The sequence below is a fragment of the Pseudomonas sp. TWRC1-2 genome (assembly GCF_049896685.1).
GTDB lineage: Bacteria > Pseudomonadota > Gammaproteobacteria > Pseudomonadales > Pseudomonadaceae > Aquipseudomonas.
On record NZ_JAFCUU010000007.1, the window covers coordinates 254,089 to 275,301 of the forward strand.

The following is a 21,213-nucleotide window of genomic DNA, read 5'->3' on the forward strand; positions in this document are numbered from 1 at the left end:
CCTCTAAAGCAGCTTGCGCAATGCAGTTGGGTTTTGATCGCCAACACTTCACCCTGCCAAGGGTTGGCATTTCTCTTCGATTGAATAAGAGCCTGCCCGGCACGCCATACATGGACGTTTCACGGACCTGCGGTGAGTTCTTATTCGATTTCGTGGCTAAAGGCCTTGTTACAGACCAATTCCATTTGGTGCGGATAGTTGAAAGGCTGCCGGAACCTGGGGTCGCACAGAGCCATCCATCTGCCCCTCGACCGCTCCAATGCTCAAATATTGAACAGCACCGGACATTCAGTGCGGGCGATTGTAGTTAGCTAGCGATGTATAAACCATGTCTTATAAAGAAATAATTTTTATCGATTCCAGCAACAATCCTTCACCAATCTTGCAAAGGTTCGGGATCTTATCGTGTTCGATTCTCAACAAAAACCACAAAAATTGCCGTGTTATTGCGTGAGGGCGCCCTTCCCTTACACCTTGTAAGGGCATGCAAAACGTATCCAAGTCCCCATAAAACAAGGCATTCGGACATCACCGAATGATGCGAACCGTGCGACGTTCGCGGCACCGCTCAATCGACGAACTGACAGCACATCTTGGCCGTTTTATGCAAATTTATGGGCCGGTGCGGCGCGTCAGAAACGTCCTGCGACAGCGTCCGTGTGACAACATGTCGCACGCTGTGCGCACCTCAAGTTGCCCTTCGTCACGTCCCTTTCACAAAACCCTACATACAAAAACGCCCCGTCCTTCGATTAAGCAAGAACAGGGCGTTTCAGTGGGCCGGGTCAGGCCATGCGTTGGCGATTGCGATAGATGCCCAGCGGAACCAGGATCACCGTCAGCACAAACGCTACCAGCGCCCACTGTGCCAGGGACAGGCCAAGGATCGGCGGGTATGGCGTGCTGCAAAAGCCATCAACCTGGAAGCCCAGGGGAAAGACTTTGGCCAGCGGCAAGTCATCGACAATCGGCTGCAGGACATCGATGCCACAGCTGACCGCAGGGAAAAACTGCGTGTACACATGATGGCCGGCCGCAGCCACGCCGCCCAAGGCGCTGAGTACCACCAACCCTTCAAAAAAGGTGACCGCGCCTTTGCGGCGCATGGCGGCACCGAGGAACGCAAACACCGCGATCAACAGCAAGGCGTAGCGCTGCAGGATGCACAGCGGGCATGGCGCCTCGCCCAGTACCACCTGCATGTACAACGCACCGCCAATCAGCGCCAGGCAGATGATGCCCAGCAACACCAGAAAGCGCCGCTCCCTGCCTAAACGCAATTCGTCACTCATCCCCGTTTCCCTTTGCCTGATTATGGTTGTGCCTGATGGCCGCAAGTTTACACACAGGGGACGGTTAAAACAGAGAGGGGTTAACGGCGGATTAATCGGGAGGAATGCAAAACCAATTGTGGGAGCGGGCTTGCTCGCGAAGGCGGTGGATCAGCCACTTTATAAGTCGACTGACACTGCGCCTTCGCGAGCAAGCCCGCTCCCACAGGTTGAACAGTGCTGTGCCTGGAAACCTTATTCCAGGGCCGCTGCCGGGCCGAAGAATTCGTAGCGTGCCTGTTTGTCCGGCACACCGAGGGCTTTGAGGTGGCGCTTGATCGCTGCCATGAAGCCTTTAGGGCCGAGGAAGTAGGCGTCGAGGTCACGCTGCTCGGGCAACCACGCCGCCAGTTGCGCCTGGCTCAGCATCCCGACCTTGTCGGCCGCCGGGCTCACGCCATCGTCTTCTGCGTAGCAATAGAAGCGCTTGAGTTGCGGGTGCCTGGCCGCCAGGGCGTCCACCCAGTCACGGAATGCATGCACGCCGCCGTTACGCGCGCAGTGGATAAAGTGCACCGGGCGCTCGGTGGCCAGGGCTGCTTCGAGCATCGGCAGCGTCGGTGTGATGCCCACCCCGCCGCTGATCAGCACCAACGGTTTGTCGCTGGCGACCAGGGTGAATTCGCCCGATGGCGGGAACAGGTCGAGGGTCGCGCCGACGTGCATCTGGTCATGCAGGTAGTTGGAGACCCGCCCACCGGCCTCGCGCTTGACGCTGATACGGTACAAACCCGCATCGCTCAGGGCCGACAAGGAATAATTGCGGCGCACTTCTTCGCCATCGATCATCAGCTTCATGCCGATGTACTGGCCCGGCGCGGCCGCCAGGATCGGGCCGTTATCCACCGGGGCAAAATAGAACGAAATGATCTCGTTGCTCTCCTCCACGCGCTTGACCAACTGGAACGGCCGCGCACCGCGCCAGCCGCCCGGGGCCTGGGCCTTTTCGTCGTAGATGGCGGCTTCGGCGCCAATCAGGATATCGGCCAGTTGGCCATAGGCGGCGCCCCAGGCGCTCAGCACCTCGGGCGTGGCAATCTCGCTGCCCAGCACCTCGGAAATGGCCCGCAGCAGGCACGTCCCCACAATCGGGTAGTGCTCCGGCAGGATCTGCAGGGCCACATGCTTGTTGATGATTTTCGCGACCAGATCGCCCAGTTGGTCCAACTGGTCGATATGCCGCGCGTACATCAGCACGCCATTGGCCAAGGCGCGGGGCTGGTCGCCGTTGGCCTGATTGGCCTGGTTGAACAGCGGGCGGACGTCCGGGTACTCGCTGAGCATCATGCGGTAGAAGTGCGTGATCAGCGCTTCGCCGCCGCTTTCCAGCAGGGGCACGGTGGATTTGACGATGGCACGGTCTTGGGCACTAAGCATGGCAGACTCCTGGGTCTTTTTACTGATTACCCTTAGGTAGTCAGTATTCGTGCCAACTTATAAACCGTTATTTTTCAATGAGTTAAATATCGTGTAGTCAATATAACTTCCTACGCTTTATAGTCATAAGGACTACAAGGAGTCATTATGACTGCACAATCGCTGCTCACTACCCTGCTGCCTCTGGTTGCCGACTTGTCGCGCGACCTGCCTGAAGGCGAGCGCTACCGACGCCTGTTGCAGGCCATGCGCGCGCTGCTGCCGTGCGATGCCGCCGCGCTGTTGCGCCTGGACGGTGAATGGCTGGTGCCGTTGGCGGTGGACGGTTTGAGCACCGACACCCTCGGCCGACGCTTCAAGGTCAGCGAGCACCCACGCTTTGCGGTGCTGCTGAGCAGCCCCGGCCCTACCCGCTTTGACGCCGACAGCGAATTGCCGGACCCCTACGATGGTTTGGTCGATGGCCTGCACGGCCACCTGCAAGTGCACGACTGCATGGGTTGCCCGCTGTTTATCGACGACAAACCCTGGGGCCTGCTGACCCTTGATGCGCTGGATACCGAGCGCTTCGAACGTGTCGAGCTCGACGCCCTGCAAGCCTTCGCCAGCCTGGCAGCGGCCACCGTCAACGTCGCCGAACGTATCGAGCGCTTGGCCTTGCGCGCCGACGATGAGCACCAGCGCGCCGAGATCTACCGCCAGGCCAGCGGCCAGCAGCACAAGGAAATGATTGGCCAGAGCAAGGCCCACAAGCACCTGGTCGAGGAAATCAAGCTGGTGGGCGGCAGCGACCTGACCGTGTTGATTACCGGCGAAACCGGCGTCGGCAAGGAACTGGTCGCCCAGGCCCTCCACGCCGCGTCGCCGCGTGCAGACAAACCCCTGATCAGCCTCAACTGCGCCGCACTCCCGGAAACCCTGGTGGAAAGCGAGCTGTTCGGCCATGTGCGCGGCGCCTTTACGGGAGCGCTGAACGAGCGCCGCGGCAAATTCGAATTGGCCAATGGCGGCACGCTGTTTCTGGATGAAGTGGGCGAGTTGTCGCTGACCGTGCAGGCCAAGCTGTTGCGCGTGCTGCAAAGCGGCCAACTGCAGCGCCTGGGCTCGGACAAGGAGCATCAAGTGGACGTGCGCCTGATCGCCGCCACCAACCGCGACCTGGCCGAAGAGGTGCGCAACGGCCGCTACCGTGCCGACTTTTATCACCGCCTGAGCGTGTACCCGCTGCAAGTACCGGCGCTGCCTGAACGCGGCCGTGACGTGTTATTGCTGGCGGGTTTTTTCCTTGAGCAGAACCGTTCACGCATGGGCCTGGGCAGCCTGCGCCTGACCAGCGACGCGCAGGCGGCGCTGCTGGCTTATAACTGGCCGGGCAATGTGCGGGAGCTGGAACATTTGATCGGACGCAGCGCGCTAAAAGCCCTGGGAAACTGTCGCGAACGTCCGAAGATCCTGAGCCTGAGTGCCCAAGACCTGGACCTGCCCGACGTCAGCGCGCCGCCGGCAATCGAAGCACCGGCCGATGTGGCCCCTGTTGTCACCGGCGACCTGCGCCAGGCCACCGAGCACTACCAGCGCCAAGTCATCAGCGCCTGCCTGGAGCGCCACCAGCACAACTGGGCCAGCGCCGCCCGCGAACTGGGCCTCGACCGCGCCAACCTCGGCCGAATGGCCAAACGTCTGGGTCTCAAATAGAACGATCACCCAGGCTGAATGTAGGAACAACCCTCTCACATCAGATTTGCTTTGCCTTGAGCATCGGGTTCACAGGCTGGCTCGGTTTAACCTTACGAAACACCAACACATTCCCCAGCATCACCAGCACCAGCCCCATCAACGCCGGCGCCGTCCACTGATACCCCTCGGCAAACGCCGACACATTCAGCGCCACCACCGGAAACAGCACCGTGCAATACGCCGCGCGCTCCGGGCCCATACGGCCCACCAGCGTGAGGTAGGCGGTAAAACCAATCACCGATCCCGGAATCACCAGGTACCACAGCGCGCCGACATAACGCGCACTCCAATCCATCTCGAACGGTATCCCGCGCACTGCGCAATAGGTCGCCAGCATCACCGAACCGTAGGCCATGCCCCAGGCATTGGTGGTCAACGGCTTAAGCCCGGCCTTCTGCTGCAGGCTCGACAGCAGGTTGCCGGCCGAAAAACACATCGTCCCCAACAGCGCCAAGCCCAAGCCCAGCAACGTCTGCGGGCTGGCGGTGTGCCCGACCAGCTCCGGCCAGAACAGAAAACCCAGGCCGATCAATCCAAGCACGCCGCCCATCAACACGTTGCGCGCCACTCGCTGACCGAAAAACACCCGCGCATTGAGGGCATTCCACAGCGTGGCCGTGGAAAACACCACCGCCACCAGGCCGCTGGGAATCCATTGGCTGGCCGTCAGAAAGCACATGAAGTTGACGCAAAACAGGCAAACGCCCTGAGCGAGGCAAATCAGGTGCCCGCGCCGGTTCATCACCTGCAACTTGCGGCTTAGCAGCAACAGCGCAAACAGCACCAGCGCGGCCAGGCCAAAGCGATAGACAATCGACACGGGAATCGCCACGACGCCCAATTGCCACTTGAGGGCGATCCAGGTAGTGCCCCAGATCAGCACGGTAAGTAAGTACAGGAAAAGGTTCATAGCGGGCTCCGTCGATTGAGCCACAGTGTTGCCCGCAGACCGGCTCGCGCTCTTGCACATTCTTGCGCTTTTGTCGGGCAGCAGGATCACAGCGCCCGCGCTGCGGAGTAGGATGCAAGGCGTCGGAGAGAACAACCATGCCAGAGCTGGAATCCCTGCAAGTCTTTCAAGCCCTTAACCGCTCGCCCAACGCACGCCTCGAAGCCTGCGCCGAGCTCGGTGACGGCTTGTCTGCGGCGTTGTGGAGCAACCATCACGATGCTCAGGACTACCAGGCGCCCACCCACCACACCTTGTCCTGCTACATCGGCGGCGGCACCGGCACTTTTCGCCGTGATCAGCCCGGCACCAAAGGTGGCCCCGACAAACTCTGCATCCTGCCGGCCGAGCATCAGTCAGCCTGGGTGATCAATGGTGAAATTCGCCTGGCCCATGTGTACTTCAGCCCGGAGCAATTTGCCCTCGGCTGCGTCACCCTGCTGGACCGCGAACCGCGCGAATTGCAATTGCGCGAAAGCACCTTTCTGGAAGACGCCAGCCAGGCCCGGCGCTTTCACCAGTTGATCGCCCTCAACTGGCACGAGCCCGCCGAGCGCCTGCTGACCAGCAGCCTGGCCCATGAAATGCTCAGCCACACCTTGCTCAGCCAGGTTGGCGCGCGCGACGGTCTGCGTTTGAAAGGCGGATTGGCCGCGCATCAGCGCCGGCTGTTGGTGGACTACATCGACCATCACCTCGAAGACCCGATCAGCCTGGGGCAATTGGCCGGGATGTGCGCGCTGTCCGAATACCATTTCGCGCGGATGTTCCGCCAAAGCTTCGGCCTGCCGCCCCATCAATACCTGTTGGCGCGACGCTTGGCCCGCGCGCAAAGCCTGCTGCGCGCCGGGACGCTACCCCTGAGCGACATTGCCTGGATGTGCGGCTTCTCCAGCGCCAGCCACTTCACCCATCGCTTTCGCCAAGCCATGGACGCCACACCCAGCGAATACCGCCAAGCCTTCCACGCCTAAACACAACCCCACCAGCCACCCCGCCCCCGTGGCGAGCGGGCTTGCCCCGCGTTGGGCTGCGCAGCAGCCCTAAAAACAGCCGCCACGCTCCACCAGGAAAATCTCAATGCCCTTACAGGGCTGCTGCGCAGCCCAACGCGGGACAAGCCCGCTCGCCACAAAAACATGAGACGCCACACCCAGCCAATACCGCCAAGCCCTCCACGCCTAAACACAACCCCTCCAGCACACCCACTCCCGTGGCGAGCGGGCTTGCCCCGCGTTGGGCTGCGCAGCAGCCCTAAAACAGCCACCGCCCTCCACCAGGAAAATCTCAATGTCCTTACAGGGCCGCTGCGCAGCCCAACGCGGGACAAGCCCGCTCGCCACAAAAACATGAGGCGCCACACCCAGCGAATACCGCCAAGCCTTCCACTCCTAAACACAAACCTCCAGCCGCCCCACTCCCGTGGCGAGCGGGCTTGCCCCGCGTTGGGCTGCGCAGCAGCCCTAAAACAGCCACCACGCTCCACCAGAAAAATCTCAATGCCCTTACAGGGCCGCTGCGCAGCCCAACGCGGGACAAGCCCGCTCACCACAAAAACATGAGACGCCACACCCAGCGAATACCGCCAAGCCCTCCACGCCTAAACACAAACCCTCCAGCCGCCCCGCCCCCGTGGCGAGCGGGCTTGCCACGAAAACGTGAGACGCCATTCCAACGCTATGTAGATCCCGCTGCCTACGCCATCAACCCCAATGTCTTGGCTTTCGCCACCGCCTGGGTGCGCCGCTCCACGCCGAGCTTGCTGTGGATGCGCCGCGCGTGAGTCTTGACGGTGTGCAACGAGATAAACAGCCGGTCGGCGATTTCCAGGTTGGAGTTGCCCAGTGCGATCAATTGCAGCACTTGCAGCTCGCGCTGGCTCAGAGGGTTTTCCGCCACGCCGCTGGGCGCCGCCTGCGCCTCCAGGCCCAATTCACTCAATAGCCCTGGCGAGCGCAACCGCAGTTCGCGAATCGCCTGCTGCACCTGGCAGCGCCCGGCCAGCGCCAGCCCTGCCTCCAGGGCCCGACGAGCCAACAGCGGATCGCCGAGCTGCCAGGCCACCTCGCCCAGCACCAGTTGCAACTCGGTCTCCAGGCACAGCATGCCGCGCTGCCGAGTGGTGTCGAGCAAATCATTGAGCCGTGCAATCGGCTGCTCGGCACAGCCCAGCTTCACTTCGGCCAGCACCAGCAAGTACTCCAGGCGCGGGATCAGTTCCAGCGTGGCCGGCGGCGCCTGCTTGGCACCGGGCCCGCGAAAGTGGCGCAGCACCCGGCGCACCGCTTCCAGCGTCAATTCGGCGCGGCCCTGCTGCAACCAGAAATGCCCGCTGACCAACAGCAGCACCGCGCGATACACCGTGTCCGGTACCTGGCGTTGCTGCATCAAGCGCTCGGCTTCACGCAGCTGGATGAACGCCTGGGCGTAATCGCCTCGGTTCGCTGCCAGCAGCGCCAGGCCGAGAAACCCGTACAGCACGCGTTTGTCCTGGCTGTGCAGGCACATTTCCAACCCGGCCTCAAAGCACTCGGTGGCCAGCGCATCCTGCCCTTGACGCAACGCAAGATGCCCGCGCCGCAAAGCAATCCGCCCCACCAGCGGGCCGGCCTTGAGCCGCTGCCCCATCAGCATCGCCTGCACCTGCTCCAACAGGCTTTGTGCCCGATAGGGCGCGCCGCGTTGTTCCAGCAGTTGCGCGTGATCCAGCTCCAGCAAGGCCTCCAGCACCAACGAACCCTGTGCACGCGCCAGGCACAGGGCTTCGCGGTTCAAGGCCTGGCCCACGTCCAGTTCACCGCGCAGCAGGGCTTGCTGGGTCAGGCCCGAAAGGCACATCAGGCGCGAGGTCCAGGCGCTGTCGGGCAAGGCTTGCAGCGCTTCGAGAAAATGCTCGCGGGAGCGCTGGGCATCGCCGCTCAAGTGCAACAGCCAGCCCCATTGCGCCTGCCAGCGGGCCAACAGATAACGCTGTTGCGCCGCCGTCGGTTGCGGGGCGAACCGCGCCAATTGATCGATACACAAGGCTGCCTGGTCGAAGCGTCCGGCAAACAGCAACGCCGCCGTGACCAGCCCCACCAGTTGCGCCGAGCCAAGCATCAATTCATCGCCATGCTGCTCATGCAGACGCAACAGCAGCACCGCGTTGTGCTGACGGAACAAGTCTTCAAAACTGAAGTGCTGCAACAGGCTTACCGCCACTTCGTAGGCTTCGGCCAGCAGCGCCTGTTCAAAGGCGGCCTGCCAGTCCTGCTGCGCGGTGAACCATTGGCAGGCGCGACGGTGCCAGGAGCGCTTGGCCGGCCAGGGCTCATCGCGGATCAGTTGCGCCAGTGGCGCAAAAATTTGCAGCCAATCGGTGGTGTCCTCCCACGGCTGGATAAATGCGCCCAGCGCTTGCAGGTCGCGCAGGTAGTGATCGCCGTCACCAAAGCCGAACAAGTGCTCACACAGGCCCGGGTTGAAGCGCGGCATATGCGCCAACACGCGCCAGGCCTCCGCCAGCTCGGCGGGCAAGGTGCCGAAGAGTTCGTGTTGCAGGTAGTCGAGCAAGGTTTTGTCCGGGTGCCCGTCACCGAGCAAGGCGATGCGCACGCCGGCGCACCAGCCGCCGCTGAACTGCATCACGCTGTCGACGGTGTGCGTGGGCCCGAGCAGTTGCTGGATTTCCGCCGGGTTGAACATCAACTCACTGCATTCCAGCAACTCATCGTCGAGCAGCAGACGCGGCCAGTTGCACAGCGGGCGCCGCCGGGCGCCCAGCCACCAAGTCAGCGCCGGGCTGGCGGCGCTCAGCAAACGGTCGAGCAAGGCGTCCAGTTCGGGGGCCGGCAGGCGGCAGAAATCGTCGAGAAATATCCACGCCGGGCTGTGCCAGCGGCTGAGGTCGAGCAACAAGGTGGCTTCGTCGACAAACGACAAACCGAGGTGTAGCGCCAACCGCGCGCAAAAATCATCGGGGCTGAGCACGGCGCCATTGAGCGCCAGCCAATACACCTGACACTCCGCCGGCGCCTGCAACGCACACTCGGCGAGCAACGCGCTCTTGCCACTGCCACCCGGCGCGCAGAGCAGCTTCACCCTGACCGGCGCCGCCAGCAAAGGCCCGGCCAGGCGCGGGCGCAACAGATGATGAGCGGACAGCCGTGGCATGAATCCAGGACGGTCCAGGCAGCGTGTCATGGCGGTCATTGCTGCATCCTGCTTTTTATTGTTATGCAACCTGGCGCCTACCCTAGTCCTGTGGTCGGCGGTTGTTGAAGAAGTATTCAGCGGGGTGATTGGTAGCCATGCACAAAACCCGGGATTCCACTCCACCATAAAGTGGAACCCGGTCAATGTGGGAGCTGGCTTGCCGGCTCCCACAGGGTGATCGCATTGCAATTGAAGATCAGCGCACGCCCTCAGACCTCAACGCTGCCGGGGTGTAATCGGCCGCCTTGGCCGCAAAGCCGAACACGAAACTGCTCTTCTCCTCGTTTTTCATCCCCAGCGCGATGTAGCGCCCGGCGATGATGTCGTACAGCGTTTCCACGGTGTAGGCCGGCACCTGGTGGTCGTAGTAGAACTGCGCGTGGCCCTCGGCTACCCGCCACAGTTGGCCACGGCCGTCGTAGTGATCAACCAGCGCGACCTGCCAGCTGTCTTCGTCGATGTACATGTGGCGTTTGGCGTAGATGTGCCGCTCGCTCGGCTTGACGGTGCCGATCACTTCCCACACGCGGTGCAGCTCATAACGGGTCAGGTCCTGGTTGATGTGCCCGGCCTTGATGATGTCGTCGTACTTGAGGGTCGGCGAATCGAGCTTGTAGCTGTTGTAGGGGATGTACACCTCTTTTTTGCCGACCAGCTTCCAGTCATAGCGATCCGGCGCGCCAGAGAACATGTCGAAGTTATCGGTGGTGCGCAGGCCGTCGGAGGCGGTGCCCGGGCCGTCATAGGAGACTTGCGGCGCGCGGCGCACACGGCGCTGGCCGGCGTTGTAGATCCAGGCCAGGCGTGGCTCTTTCACCTGATCAAGCGTCTCGTGCACCAGCAATACGTTGCCCGCCAGACGTGCCGGGGCGGTCACCGATTGCTTGAAGAAGCTCAGCACGTTGGCCGCCTTGGCCTGATCGATGTCCGGGATGGCTTGCGGCACCGCCACTTCTTCCTCGAAACGGATCGGCGTGTAGCTGCCGTTCGTTTGCGGGGTGGCCTGGGTGATGATGCGCTTGAGGTTGCCGCCGTGGTAACGGGTGATGTGGTTCCACAACACCTCCACGCCATTCTTCGGAATCGGGAACGCGTAATAGCGGTTGCCGGTGAAGTTCTCCAGGCCATTGCCGTCGTTGATCGCGTGCACGTTCAATGCGCTGCGCTTGATCGACTCGTAGATCTCCGGTGGCAGGTTGACCGTGCGGTGGGTCGGGTACACCGGGATCTTGTAGGTTTCGGGGTAGCGCTTGAACATCGCCACCTGGCCGTCGGAGAGCTTGTCTTTGTACTTGTCGACCGTGGCGGCGGTGATCACGAACAGCGGTTTTTCATTGGCAAACGGGTCGGCCAGGAACCCCTTGCTGTCCACCGCGCCGGCATTTTTGGGGATACCGCCGGTCCAGGCCGGAATCGAGCCGTCGGCGTTGCCGGCTTTTTCCGCGCCGACCGGCGTCAGAGTGGTGCCAAGCTTGGCGGCTTCTTCGGGCGACACCGCCGCCATGACGTGGGCGGCCAGCACACTCAGGGCCATCACTGCAAATATCTTACGCATAGGTTCTTGTCCTTCCTTAAACCAGATCAGAAGTTCACGCCGAAGCTGAGGGCGATAAAGTCGCGGTCGGTGAGGGTGTTGTAGTCACCGCCGAAAAAGTCGGTGTAGCTCAGGCTCGCGGTGTAGGTGTTGCGGTAATCCGCGTCCACACCGACGCTGATCGCTTTGGCGCCTTCGTTGAAAATCCCGTTCGGCCCATAGCCGCTGACGTCATGGGACCAGGACAGGTTGGGCTTGAGGTTCACCCCGGCAAACACGTTGTTGTAATCCAGGATTGCGCGGGCGCGATAACCCCAGGAATTGGCGGTGACGAAGCCGTCGGTATCGCCGCCGAAACCATAGGCGCCATACACCGAGTCGCGGCCGTAGCGCAGTTTGGTTTTGGCCTCCAGACCGCCGACGTGCACATAGGCCGCCTCGCCCACCAACGTCAGTCGTTCGGCGCCCAGCACCTGATCGAAGAACTGAGTCATGGTGCTTTGGATCTGGGTAATTTCCTTGCGGCGGTAGCCTGAGTTATCCGAGCCGAACGAGCTGCGAATCGGCGAGGCGGTCTGGCCGGCAATCGGGTTGACCAGCGCCAGCGTCAAGTCAGTGGTGTTGAGCTGCACCGGCGCATTCGGGCGGTAGCTGATCTCGCCGGTCCACGCTGTGCCAGTGGGCAAGGTGGTGGAGAAACTGGCGCCGTACAGGCGAATGTCTTCCGGGTAGTCGAGGTAGTACTGGCCGCGACCGAGCATGGTGCTCTGGGCCAGGCCCGAGCCGCTGCCGGGCGCAATGGCGTTGGCGGTGGCCGCGATACGCCCGATGGTGGCCAGGTTGGTGTTGGCGGTAATGGTGCCCACGGTGGGCGTGCGGCTGTGGTAATTCATGAAGTACAGGCCGTACTCGGTGTCATCGCCGAGCCAGCGCAAGGCCGCACCGAACTGCCCGCCATCACGGGCTTCGCGGTCTTTGGCACGCTGCACCACCACGCCTTCGCGGGTGACTTGAAAGCCCTGGCCGAACGCGGCGGCCACCGGTTGCAGCGGCGCAATTGCCGGGCTGCCGACGGTGTAGTTGTTGTTGCAGCCGTGAGCAACCACGTCGTTGCCAAAGAAAGTGCCGCAGTTGTCCACCACGGTGTTTTCCCAGTTCAACTGGTAGAAACCTTCCACCGACAGCTGATTGGTGAGGCTCTGGGACGCGAACAGCATGTTCACCGGGATCAGGCCTTCCTTGATTTCGGCGCCGGGGCGACGAAAGGCCGACACGTCGATCGGGTTGATGCTGTTGATCGAGTTACCGATGAATGTACTTTCGCCCCAGCTGACGACTTGCTTGCCGACGCGCACGTTGCCGGTCAGGTCGCCAATCGAATAGTTGTGATAGACGAAGGCATCCAGCAGCTCATAGCCGGACGACCGCGCGCCTTCGTCGCGATGGTTATTGCTGATCTGCTTGAACTCGCGGTCTTCGTCCTGCAGTTCGAAGTCGTACCAGTACTTGCCGCGCACAAACACGCCGCTGTCGCCGTACTTGAGCTCCAGGTCGTGAATGCCTTTGAAGATCTTGGAGAAGGTTTCGCCCTTCTTGAAGTTGAGCCGCCCGTCATCCCCTGTGGATGCCTGCCCCGTGCCGCCATTGGGAATGCCCACCAGCTTTTTGTCGGCATCGCGCATGCCCCAACTGGCGCCGACCGACAGCGAAGAATCGAATTGCCCTTCGATCTCGCCAATGTTGAACGAAACAGCCTGTGCCTGGGCGCAGCAGCCCAGTGCAACCGCCGCGGCGAGCGCCTGTGGCGTGAAGATGGCGCGCATTGTTGTTTTTGTCATGCGTCTTCCCCGGTGAGTGACAGAAGGCCCCACCCTACTGCCGCCCGCGAGGAGCGATAAGCGCACCAAAGGGGTATTCGCAGTGTCGCTCGAAAGGATTAGCAGCCGCTCTGGCCGGGGTTTTGACCGGGCCATGACTGGGGTAGATAGCGCGCTATCAGGGGAATGGATGGCATGCGCAGCGACTGTTGCCAATTTGGTAACAGTCCTTGTCTCGAACCGCTATTACTCAATTTGTTACAACCGACTATTCTTACCTCGCTCTCAGGGCAAACGGCCCGCTCCCAACCTGGGGAGAACAGCTGAATTTCGACGGATTGGCTAATTTATTCAATCTGTTACCCGTGTTCACTGACGTTGATTTGTCGCTCCTTGATCCAACGTCTTACTTCGGCCGCTGCCTTTGCAGCGGCCTTTTTTATGCCTGAATGAAAACGGGGCGCCATCAGCGCCCCGCAGTATTGGATAGTGTTCCAGCAACGATCAGAGGCTGAACTTCTGCAAGTTGGCCATCATCTCCTTCAATGCCTCGATGTTGTCCTTGGGGTGGGCGGCGCCTTCGAAGTCGCAGATCTGCGCCCAATGCGCGGCCACATCATCGGGTGAGAACCCGGCTTCGGGGTCAAACCCCACGCCCAGGCTGCGCTCCCAGCGGGTCTTGCCGATCCAGCCGCCGCCCACTTCAAACAGGCCCGAGGTTTCCTGGCACGCTTCGCTGCCCAGGTACACCACCAACGGGCTGACCAGCTCCGGCTTGAGGCGGTCGAACACTTGCGGCGGGATCAGGCCTTCGGTCATGCGCGTGCCGCCGGTGGGGGCGATGGCGTTGACCAGGATATTGTTCTTGCGCCCTTCCAGCGCCAGCGTGCGGGTCAAACCGTACAAGCCCAGCTTGGCCATGCCGTAGTTGGATTGGCCGAAGTTGCCATAGATGCCCGAAGTGGACGCGGTGAAAATCACCCGACCATAGCCTTGCTCACGTAAATGCGGCCAGGCGGCACGGGTCACTTTGTAGGCACCCTCGACATGCACCCGATACACCAGGTCCCAGTCGCCGTCGTCCATTTTGTGGAACGTCTTGTCGCGCAGGATGCCGGCGTTGTTCACCACCACATCGATGCGGCCGAATGCATCGAGCGCGTGCTGCACGATTTTGTCACCGTCGGTGACGGAATCATGGTTGGCTTCGGCAATGCCGCCTGCTTCGCGGATCTCGGCGACCACGCGATCGGCAGCCGAGGCGTTGGCGCCCTCGCCCTGGGTGGAACCGCCAAGGTCGTTGACCAGCACCTTGGCCCCGTGTCGGGCGAACAGCAGCGCATGCGCCCGGCCCAACCCGCCGCCGGCACCGGTGACGATCACGACCTTATCCTGGAACTGCACTGACTCACTCATACCGAACTCCGCTGGCGACAATGGGAATGGCATGAGTGTCAGGCACACAGCCTCTGGTCACAATAAAGTCGGCCGAGGCTGAATGGTGCTCGATAAGGCAGCGGGATGATTGTGCGGCCCAGGCTTTCGCAGGGCATCGCCTTCTCAGTGGCGAGCGGGCTTGCCCCGCGTTGGGTGGCGAAGCCGCCCCGATAAGGTTACTGCAGAGTGTCTGGCGTATCGCGGTGGCAGGTTTTAGGGCCGCTTCGCGCCCCAACGCGGGGCAAGCCCGCTCGCCACAACAGGTGGCTCAGGAATAGGCCACTCGTGGCGCGGGCTGGCCGAGGCGCTCGCGAAACGCCAGGTAATGCTTGAGCACCAGCACCGGCGCTTCTATCTGCGGGTAGTGGCCGATATTGGCCAGCAACACCGTGTCGGCGTGCGGCACCAACTGGTGATAACGCTCCACCATATGCACACCGGAGATCGGGTCGACTTCGCCGTCGATGACGCGCAACGGCACCTCGCCGCGCTGCAACGCGTCCACCCAGCGCTCCCGCAAGCGGCGGCGCTGGGGAATGTAGGCAATCAGTTTGTGCAGGATGCGCGTGCCGTCATTGCACTTGATCAGGCTCCAGAAATCATCCAGCGCGCTTTCACTGGGCCGCGTATTCGGGCCAAAAATCTGGCTGAAGCTGTTCGACAAGGCATTGCGCCCGAAGGCTCGGCCGATCATCCAGCCAAGCGGGCTGAGCAGCAGTTTTTGCACCAGCGCCGGGCGATGGGTTTCCGGGAACAGCCCGCCGTTGAGGAATACGCAACTGGCCATCTGAAAACGGCCTTCGTAATGACGGGCGAGTAACTCCTGGGCGACGCTGTCGCCGTAGTCATGGGCCAACACATGCACCGGTTGCTCTACGCGCAGGTGGTCGAGCAGCGCCTGCTGCAGGTCGGCCTGTTCCAACAGGCAATAGTCGTGATCCACCGGCTTGTCCGAGTCGCCGAACCCCAGCATGTCGCAGGCAATCACCAGGTTGCGCTGGGCCAGCGGCTGCCACAGGTAGTGCCAGTCCCAACTGGCCGTGGGGAAGCCGTGAATCAACAGCAGGGGCTCGCCCTGCCCGGCCACCCAGTAACGGATCGTGCGACCACGGAAGACGAATTCCTGGGCGCGTTTGCGCCAGGCTCTGAGCGGGATTTCGGCGAGTGGCATCAGCTTTTATACCCGGGATCTTGCAGGTCCAATTTACGCAGCAGCGCCGGCCAGGCCAGCGCGCCGCCCATGCCCTGGGCGCTCTTGGTGACCGCTGCCACCATGGCCTTGGCCCCGGCAAGAATCTGCGGCTCAATGGCAATCAACTCAGCCGCGCCGTTTTGCGCCAGCACCTGGATATCGCAGGCGCGCTGGAAGGTAAACATCATCAGGAACGTATCGGCGATGGTACCGCCGCAGGTCAGCAAGCCGTGGTTGTGCAGCATCAGAAAATTGCTTTGGCCCAGGTCCGCCTGCAAGCGCGCCTTTTCCTCATGGTTCAGCGCCACGCCTTCGTAGGCGTGATAGGCCAGGCTTGAGAGCACGAACAACGATTGCTGGCTGATCGGCAACACGCCCTGCTTCTGCGCCGAAACGGCAACACCGGCGGGCGTGTGGGTGTGTATCACGCATGCCACATCGTGGCGCACTTCATGGATGGCGCTGTGGATGGTATAGCCCGCGGGGTTGATCTCGTAGGGGCTGTCCATCAGCTTGTTGCCGGCCTGGTCGACCTTGACCAGGCTCGACGCCGTGATCTCGTGAAACATCAGCCCGTAAGGGTTGATCAGGAAATCATCGGTGCCCGGCACCTTGGCCGAAATATGCGTGAAGATCAGGTCATCCCAGCCATGCAGCGCGACCAGGCGATAACAGGCGGCCAGGTCGATACGGGCTTGCCATTCGGCAGCGCTGACCTGGTCTTTGACATTCTGTGGCGATAGAACGGGGGCTAGGCTCACGGCAACGACCTCCTTGGCGCATTTTCTTATTGTTTTTTTGGGTGGAGGGCCAGTCTAGTCAGACGCCATCGCGCAAGTAGTCGCCTTCGCAGCCAGCTTGATGACCGAACGAGTCAGTAACAAGAATAGTTGAAGTCAGTGGGCGCCGCGTCAGAGAAGCGCCGCCAATAAAGGCACGGCGAACAGGTTGAGCAAGCCCGTCAACACCATCACCAGGCCCGCGACCGAGCCTTCTTCACCGCCCACTTCCCGCGCCCGGCTGACGCCGGCGCCATGGGCGCCCACACCAAACAACGCGCCACGCGCCAGGGGCGTGCGCAACGGCAACCATTTGAGCAGCACGCCGCCGAGCATGGCGCCGAACACGCCGGTGAACATCACAAACACAGCGGTGAGTTCCGGCACACCGCCCAGGTCAGAGGAAACCGGCATGGCAAACGGCGTGGTGATCGAGCGCGGCAACAGCGACATCGTCACCGAGCTGTTCAATGCCAGCGCCTTGGCCAGCCCGAACGAGGTGCCGATGGAGGCCGCGCTGCCGGCGACCATGCCCAGCAGCAACGCCGACCAATGACGCGCCAGCAAGCGGCGTTGTTGCCAGATCGGCACCGCAAACGCCACGGTGACCGGGCCCAGCACCAGCATCAGCCAGTGGGTGTCGGCGGCATATTCGGCGTAGGCGGTGTGCATCGGCGCGGCCACCGCCAGCAGCAGCGCCGGCACGAGAATCAGGGGTGACAGCACGTAGCGCCCGGTGCGGCGATAGATCCAGCGGCTGAAAATATAGGCGCCCAGGGTCAGGGCGAGCCAGAACACTGGCATCAGCTCAAGCTTCACGGCGCATGCTCCAGCGGCAGACCATCTCTACGGTAAACGCCGTCACCAGCATCACCGACAGTGTGCTGAAACCGATCACCAGCAAGATGCGCCAGCCGTCGTTGCGCACCAGGCCGCCGTAATCAAGCAGGCTCATCAGCGCGGGGATAAAAAACAGCAGCATCTCTGCCATCAACACCCCGGCGCCCAGTTGCAGGGCGGCCGGCTTGACCAGACCGGTGGCGAACGTCGCCAGCAACAGGCCCAAGCCCACCACGCCACCCGGAATCGGCCACGCCAACCACACGGCAATCTGGGTGCCCAGAAAATAGATAGCCAGCAGCACCACCAGCTCAATCAGCAGGCGGGCGATATGTTTGGAGCTGAAACGGTTCATAAGCGTTGATCCTCGCAGGCGCTCAGTTTAAAGACGGCCCTCTCATCCCCACAGCGAATTGTTAGACTGCCTGCTATTCCAAACTGGAATCAGAGTCATGGAATTCAAACAGCTGCGCAGTTTTGTCGAAGTGATCCACCGGGGCGGCTTTACCCAGGCCGGTAAAACCTTGCACATCAGCCAATCGGCCGTCAGCAAGCAGGTGGCACAGTTGGAGCAGAGCCTCGGTACGCCGCTGCTGGAGCGCACGGGCTCGCACATTCGCCTGACGGCCGCCGGCGAGGTAGTGTTGCAGCGCGCCGAAGCCATGTTGCGCCTGCAAACAGAGCTGCTCAGCGAGCTGGATGACATGCAGCAACTGGCCCGTGGCGAGCTGCGCCTGGGCTTGCCGTTGTTGGCGGGCGACACACTGTTTGCCGGGCTGTTTGCCGAGTACCGCAGGCGTTACCCCAAGGTCACCATCCAATTGCTCGAAGGCGGCACCCGCACGATCGAGCAGGCGATTCTCAGTGGTGAGCTGGACGTGGGTGGCACGCTGATGCCCAGTGATCCGGCCTTTGCCTGGCAACCCTTTTGCGACGAGCCGCTGGATGCTTTGCTGCCGATGGATCATCCATTGGCTGACAATGCCCAGGTGCGCCTGGAGGAACTGGCGGACACGCCCTTCCTGATGTACCAACGCAGTTTTGTGCTCAATGACCGACTGATGCAGGCCTGTCAGCAATTGGGCTTTACACCGAAGGAGATCGGCCGCAGCGGCCAGGCGGATTTTCTCGTCGCTCTGGTCGCGGCCGGTCAGGGCGTGGTGCTGTTGCCCAGCGTGGTCGCCCGTGGGTTGGTGCGACCGGGCGTGGTGCGCCTGACACTCAAGGCGCCCGACTTTTTACGCTGGGACATTGCCTTTATCTGGCGTGAGGGCGCTTATTTGTCCAAAGCCGCCCAGGCCTGGCTGGCGCTGCTGCGCGAATTCCCGGTCAACCGCGCAGTGCAGTGACCAGCTCGGCCAGCCACGGTTCTGCATCGGCTTCCGGGGTGACGCTTTCGCTGGCGTCCAGGCGCAGCATCGGCAGCACTTCGCGCACGCCCAACTCGCCGAACAGCTCGCGCATTTGCTCACCGCCGCCGCAGAAGGTGTCGCCGTAGCTGGCGTCGCCCAACCCGATGACGGCACCGGGCAGCCCGCGCCAGGCGGCGGGGAGTTGGTCACGAATGCTCGAATACAGGGGTTGCAGGTTGTCAGGCAACTCGCCCATGCCGGTGGTGGACGTCACCGCCAGAAAGGCGTCGGGAGCAAAGGCCTGCACATCGGCCAAGGTGGCGCGCGGGTTGTGCCAGGCTTCAAAGCCGGCCGCGTTGAGGATGCCGGCGGCGTGGCGGGCGACTTCTTCAGCGGTGCCGTAGACCGAGCCGGAAAGGATGGCGACTTTCATCAATCTGATCCTGTAGTTGAGCCAAAGCGTGGGATGTTAGCAGCTGGCGCAAATATTTCGGCGCATGCCGCGCAACATTCAGGGCATGCCATACACTGCAATCTCTAAAAACAAGCCATGGACCGCTCTATGATTAACGCCAAACTGATGCAACTGGTCATCAACGCCTCCAACGACGGCATCGTCGTCGCCGAACGCGAAGGCAAAGACAAGCCGCTGATCTACGTTAACCCGGCCTTCGAGCGCATGACCGGCTATGCACTGGACGACATCCTGTATCAGGATTGCCGCTTCCTGCAGGCGGGCGACCGCGACCAGCCAGCCTTGATGGCGATTCGTGAAGCCCTCGACAACGGCGGTTCGTGCCGGGAGATCCTGCGCAATTACCGCAAGGACGGCACTGCGTTCTGGAACGAACTATCGCTGTCGACGGTTTACAACGAAGCCGACAAGCAGACCTATTTTGTGGGCGTGCAAAAAGACGTCAGCGCGCAGGTCAAAGCACAACTACGCGTGGCCCAGCTGGAAGCACAGGTGACCGAGCTCAAAGGCGAGTTGGCGGCGCTCAAAGCGACGAGCGGAATTAACAAAGTGTAAAAAATACGGTCTTTAGAGCGATAATGGCTTTTTAATGTCTCATCGTTGAGCTACATCAATGCACCGCGACGCGCTACTGACGCAGGACGAACTGGATTTTATCCAGGACATGCAACACAACCCGCAGCTCAACCTGCGGGATGCGTGGTCGAGCCTGACGGTCAACGGCGGTGCACAGATTCGGGATTTGCTCACGCGCTTGGCCGCTCACGATCATGTCACCATCCAGGCGCAGTTCGATAACCAGCAACTCACGTTCCCGCTGCACCTGGTCGAAGACGAGTTTCACGCAGTGCATCTGCGCCTGGGTGTGCCGAGCATTTTTGAAGACGGGCCGATGATCCGGCCGTGGCGCCTGGCCCTCGAAACCCCGGTGGCACTGGAAAACGTCAAGGGCAACCCTGCCGCGTTATGGGTTCACGAGGTGTCATTCAAAGGCGTGCTGGTTGAGATTCGTGGCCGGGTCAAACCGCCGAAAACCTTTTCCCTGTGGTTCAGCCCTTCCGGCTACGAACGCATTGCCTTGCGCGGCACGCTGGAGCGGGAAACGGCACGCGGCTTATTCGCCTACCGCTTGAGCCAAAGTGATGCCGATGAGATCGAGCGGCTGCGCCAGTTCATCCTGCACCAGCACCGCCTGGTTCATCCGCACGTACACGCCTGAGCTCAGGTATCCAGCTGCCCACTCAGAAACTGCTGCAAGCGGCGCTGCATCACCAGCCCATCGCTGCCCAGGCAACCGACCGAGGAACCTGCCAGGTCTTTTTCGGCGAAGTCAGACGCGGCGCCCGCCAGAAACAGTGGGCAATCGAGCGTCATCGCCAAGCGACTCAGGCGCTCGGCCAGCTCATGGTTGTGTGAATGGTTGGAGAAGATGACGAGCGCCTGGGGCCGGATTTTCTCACAGACCAATGTCAGTTCGTCCAGGGGCTGGCCCACTTCCAGCACCTTCATGGGCAGATCCTGCCGACCGACCAATAGCGCCGCCACCAGCAATTCCAACTTACGGCATTCGCCGGGCAACGCCGCCAGCAAGACCCGGGACCCGGGCGAGCCGCTGCCCAGTTGCAAGCGCAGCCAGGCTTGCTCACGCAGGAAAGCGTCGAAAAATAACCACTCGCTGGCTTGGCCGAAACGGCCTTGATGCCGCAGCAAGTCGTACCAAAGGGGCATGAGGATGTCTTGAAACGCCACACTCAGCGCACAGGTCGCTGACAACTGGCCGTACACGTGTTCAAGGGCGCGATCATCGAAGGCACTGATGGCCTGCCTCAACCGCGCTTGCCATTGCGTGTCCTCGACCGAGTCTCGCTCGGCGCGAACCACATCGGCTTGCTGATCATCGCGTGCGAGGATTTTGCCGACCTTGCTTACCGCAACACCGCGCTCAATCCAATCGAGGATCCTGTTGACAGTCTCAATATCGGTCCTGGAGTAGAGGCGATGCCCACTTTCGGTGCGCGCGGGCTGAATCAGACCATACCGTCGCTCCCAGGCTCGCAAGGTGACCGGATTGACACCTGTCAATCTCGAGACTTCACGAATCGGAAAAAGCTCGCTGGAATCGGCAAGGCTGCCATGGGCGATTTCGTGAACAGGAGCAGTAATTTCAGGCATCGGGGATCAAAAACATCCGTGTAGATT

Annotated in this window: 19 protein-coding genes; 6 read left to right on the plus strand and 13 right to left on the minus strand. The window is 61.7% G+C overall.

Going from position 1 to position 21,213, the window contains the following annotated elements; all coding sequences use genetic code 11:
- Positions 1 to 20: 20 nt before the first annotated feature.
- The gene (locus ACP7B3_RS21410) at positions 21 to 311 is read left to right on the plus strand and encodes a hypothetical protein (RefSeq protein WP_145164271.1); all 291 of its coding nucleotides are present in this window, start codon (positions 21 to 23) and stop codon (positions 309 to 311) included.
- Between the two features lie 474 nt (positions 312 to 785).
- Here the strand turns inward: ACP7B3_RS21410 and ACP7B3_RS21415 are convergent, their stop codons facing one another.
- Together ACP7B3_RS21415 and hmpA are read right to left on the minus strand one after the other, a co-directional pair.
- Complete coding sequence (locus tag ACP7B3_RS21415; RefSeq protein WP_369302162.1) at positions 786 to 1,292, minus strand: disulfide bond formation protein B; 507 nt, start codon at positions 1,290 to 1,292, stop codon at positions 786 to 788.
- Positions 1,293 to 1,526: 234 nt separating this feature from the next.
- Positions 1,527 to 2,708, minus strand: a complete 1,182-nt coding sequence (gene hmpA, locus ACP7B3_RS21420) for an NO-inducible flavohemoprotein (protein WP_426180660.1) — start codon at positions 2,706 to 2,708, stop codon at positions 1,527 to 1,529.
- Positions 2,709 to 2,855: 147 nt separating this feature from the next.
- Here hmpA and norR point away from each other — a divergent pair, with 147 nt between their 5' ends.
- Positions 2,856 to 4,403 (plus strand): nitric oxide reductase transcriptional regulator NorR, encoded by a 1,548-nt coding sequence (gene norR, locus ACP7B3_RS21425; RefSeq protein WP_426180662.1) that lies wholly within the window; start codon positions 2,856 to 2,858, stop codon positions 4,401 to 4,403.
- Between the two features lie 40 nt (positions 4,404 to 4,443).
- Here norR and ACP7B3_RS21430 read toward each other — a convergent pair whose 3' ends face one another.
- Positions 4,444 to 5,355 (minus strand): DMT family transporter, encoded by a 912-nt coding sequence (locus tag ACP7B3_RS21430; protein WP_426180664.1) that lies wholly within the window; start codon positions 5,353 to 5,355, stop codon positions 4,444 to 4,446.
- A gap of 137 nt (positions 5,356 to 5,492) precedes the next feature.
- Here ACP7B3_RS21430 and ACP7B3_RS21435 point away from each other — a divergent pair, with 137 nt between their 5' ends.
- Positions 5,493 to 6,368: a helix-turn-helix domain-containing protein gene (locus ACP7B3_RS21435; protein WP_145164282.1), complete on the plus strand. Its 876-nt coding sequence runs from the start codon at positions 5,493 to 5,495 to the stop codon at positions 6,366 to 6,368.
- 721 nt (positions 6,369 to 7,089) lie between these two features.
- On the opposite strand, the gene ACP7B3_RS21440 is transcribed toward ACP7B3_RS21435, so the two are convergent.
- The 8 genes from ACP7B3_RS21440 to ACP7B3_RS21475 all read right to left on the minus strand — a co-directional run bounded on the left by ACP7B3_RS21440 (position 7,090) and on the right by ACP7B3_RS21475 (position 17,542).
- A complete protein-coding gene (locus ACP7B3_RS21440) occupies positions 7,090 to 9,585 on the minus strand; it encodes a LuxR C-terminal-related transcriptional regulator (protein WP_426180666.1) in 2,496 nt (831 codons plus the stop codon).
- A 199-nt stretch (positions 9,586 to 9,784) separates the two neighbouring features.
- Entirely contained in the window at positions 9,785 to 11,143 is a 1,359-nt protein-coding gene (locus ACP7B3_RS21445) for a DUF1329 domain-containing protein (RefSeq protein WP_262209957.1), read from the minus strand.
- Between the two features lie 26 nt (positions 11,144 to 11,169).
- The gene (locus ACP7B3_RS21450; protein ID WP_426180668.1) at positions 11,170 to 12,960 is read right to left on the minus strand and encodes a DUF1302 domain-containing protein; all 1,791 of its coding nucleotides are present in this window, start codon (positions 12,958 to 12,960) and stop codon (positions 11,170 to 11,172) included.
- A 483-nt stretch (positions 12,961 to 13,443) separates the two neighbouring features.
- On the minus strand, positions 13,444 to 14,355 hold the full coding sequence (locus ACP7B3_RS21455) for an SDR family oxidoreductase (protein ID WP_145164293.1): 912 nt from the start codon (positions 14,353 to 14,355) through the stop codon (positions 13,444 to 13,446).
- 289 nt (positions 14,356 to 14,644) lie between these two features.
- A complete protein-coding gene (locus ACP7B3_RS21460; RefSeq protein ID WP_145164295.1) occupies positions 14,645 to 15,547 on the minus strand; it encodes an alpha/beta fold hydrolase in 903 nt (300 codons plus the stop codon).
- Complete coding sequence (locus tag ACP7B3_RS21465; protein WP_416365067.1) at positions 15,547 to 16,329, minus strand: class II aldolase/adducin family protein; 783 nt, start codon at positions 16,327 to 16,329, stop codon at positions 15,547 to 15,549. The genes ACP7B3_RS21460 and ACP7B3_RS21465 overlap by 1 nt, the downstream gene beginning before the upstream one ends.
- A 150-nt stretch (positions 16,330 to 16,479) precedes the next feature.
- On the minus strand, positions 16,480 to 17,166 hold the full coding sequence (locus ACP7B3_RS21470; protein WP_145164299.1) for an LrgB family protein: 687 nt from the start codon (positions 17,164 to 17,166) through the stop codon (positions 16,480 to 16,482).
- On the minus strand, positions 17,156 to 17,542 hold the full coding sequence (locus tag ACP7B3_RS21475; RefSeq protein WP_426180672.1) for a CidA/LrgA family protein: 387 nt from the start codon (positions 17,540 to 17,542) through the stop codon (positions 17,156 to 17,158). The genes ACP7B3_RS21470 and ACP7B3_RS21475 overlap by 11 nt, the downstream gene beginning before the upstream one ends.
- A gap of 97 nt (positions 17,543 to 17,639) precedes the next feature.
- Between ACP7B3_RS21475 and ACP7B3_RS21480 the strand changes: the two genes are divergently transcribed.
- Positions 17,640 to 18,536 (plus strand): LysR family transcriptional regulator, encoded by an 897-nt coding sequence (locus tag ACP7B3_RS21480; RefSeq protein ID WP_242201103.1) that lies wholly within the window; start codon positions 17,640 to 17,642, stop codon positions 18,534 to 18,536.
- On the opposite strand, the gene ACP7B3_RS21485 is transcribed toward ACP7B3_RS21480, so the two are convergent.
- A complete protein-coding gene (locus ACP7B3_RS21485; RefSeq protein ID WP_145164303.1) occupies positions 18,517 to 18,972 on the minus strand; it encodes a flavodoxin in 456 nt (151 codons plus the stop codon). The genes ACP7B3_RS21480 and ACP7B3_RS21485 overlap by 20 nt on opposite strands.
- Positions 18,973 to 19,101: 129 nt before the next feature.
- Here ACP7B3_RS21485 and ACP7B3_RS21490 point away from each other — a divergent pair, with 129 nt between their 5' ends.
- Both ACP7B3_RS21490 and ACP7B3_RS21495 read left to right on the plus strand, forming a co-directional pair.
- A complete protein-coding gene (locus tag ACP7B3_RS21490; RefSeq protein WP_145164305.1) occupies positions 19,102 to 19,569 on the plus strand; it encodes a PAS domain-containing protein in 468 nt (155 codons plus the stop codon).
- Positions 19,570 to 19,627: 58 nt separating this feature from the next.
- Positions 19,628 to 20,233, plus strand: coding sequence for a hypothetical protein (locus ACP7B3_RS21495; RefSeq protein ID WP_145164307.1), 606 nt, complete (start codon positions 19,628 to 19,630; stop codon positions 20,231 to 20,233).
- Positions 20,234 to 20,235: 2 nt separating this feature from the next.
- Here the strand turns inward: ACP7B3_RS21495 and ACP7B3_RS21500 are convergent, their stop codons facing one another.
- Positions 20,236 to 21,186 carry a MerR family transcriptional regulator gene (locus ACP7B3_RS21500; RefSeq protein WP_242201109.1) on the minus strand — a complete coding sequence of 317 codons (951 nt, stop codon included), beginning with the start codon at positions 21,184 to 21,186 and terminating at the stop codon, positions 20,236 to 20,238.
- Between the last annotated feature and the right edge of the window lie 27 nt (positions 21,187 to 21,213).

What these genes read in the sequence shown, in the direction of transcription:
- ACP7B3_RS21485 (WP_145164303.1), bottom strand. Translation starts at nt 18,972, where the DNA reads ATGAAAGTCGCCATCCTTTCCGGCTCGGTCTACGGCACCGCTGAAGAA.
- ACP7B3_RS21435 (WP_145164282.1), top strand. Translation starts at nt 5,493, where the DNA reads ATGCCAGAGCTGGAATCCCTGCAAGTCTTTCAAGCCCTTAACCGCTCG.
- ACP7B3_RS21495 (WP_145164307.1), top strand. Translation starts at nt 19,628, where the DNA reads ATGCACCGCGACGCGCTACTGACGCAGGACGAACTGGATTTTATCCAG.
- ACP7B3_RS21490 (WP_145164305.1), top strand. Translation starts at nt 19,102, where the DNA reads ATGATTAACGCCAAACTGATGCAACTGGTCATCAACGCCTCCAACGAC.
- ACP7B3_RS21415 (WP_369302162.1), bottom strand. Translation starts at nt 1,292, where the DNA reads ATGAGTGACGAATTGCGTTTAGGCAGGGAGCGGCGCTTTCTGGTGTTG.
- ACP7B3_RS21430 (WP_426180664.1), bottom strand. Translation starts at nt 5,355, where the DNA reads ATGAACCTTTTCCTGTACTTACTTACCGTGCTGATCTGGGGCACTACC.
- ACP7B3_RS21445 (WP_262209957.1), bottom strand. Translation starts at nt 11,143, where the DNA reads ATGCGTAAGATATTTGCAGTGATGGCCCTGAGTGTGCTGGCCGCCCAC.
- ACP7B3_RS21410 (WP_145164271.1), top strand. Translation starts at nt 21, where the DNA reads ATGCAGTTGGGTTTTGATCGCCAACACTTCACCCTGCCAAGGGTTGGC.
- ACP7B3_RS21440 (WP_426180666.1), bottom strand. Translation starts at nt 9,585, where the DNA reads ATGACCGCCATGACACGCTGCCTGGACCGTCCTGGATTCATGCCACGG.
- ACP7B3_RS21480 (WP_242201103.1), top strand. Translation starts at nt 17,640, where the DNA reads ATGGAATTCAAACAGCTGCGCAGTTTTGTCGAAGTGATCCACCGGGGC.
- ACP7B3_RS21475 (WP_426180672.1), bottom strand. Translation starts at nt 17,542, where the DNA reads ATGAACCGTTTCAGCTCCAAACATATCGCCCGCCTGCTGATTGAGCTG.
- norR (WP_426180662.1), top strand. Translation starts at nt 2,856, where the DNA reads ATGACTGCACAATCGCTGCTCACTACCCTGCTGCCTCTGGTTGCCGAC.
- ACP7B3_RS21460 (WP_145164295.1), bottom strand. Translation starts at nt 15,547, where the DNA reads ATGCCACTCGCCGAAATCCCGCTCAGAGCCTGGCGCAAACGCGCCCAG.
- ACP7B3_RS21450 (WP_426180668.1), bottom strand. Translation starts at nt 12,960, where the DNA reads ATGACAAAAACAACAATGCGCGCCATCTTCACGCCACAGGCGCTCGCC.
- ACP7B3_RS21500 (WP_242201109.1), bottom strand. Translation starts at nt 21,186, where the DNA reads ATGCCTGAAATTACTGCTCCTGTTCACGAAATCGCCCATGGCAGCCTT.
- hmpA (WP_426180660.1), bottom strand. Translation starts at nt 2,708, where the DNA reads ATGCTTAGTGCCCAAGACCGTGCCATCGTCAAATCCACCGTGCCCCTG.
- ACP7B3_RS21455 (WP_145164293.1), bottom strand. Translation starts at nt 14,355, where the DNA reads ATGAGTGAGTCAGTGCAGTTCCAGGATAAGGTCGTGATCGTCACCGGT.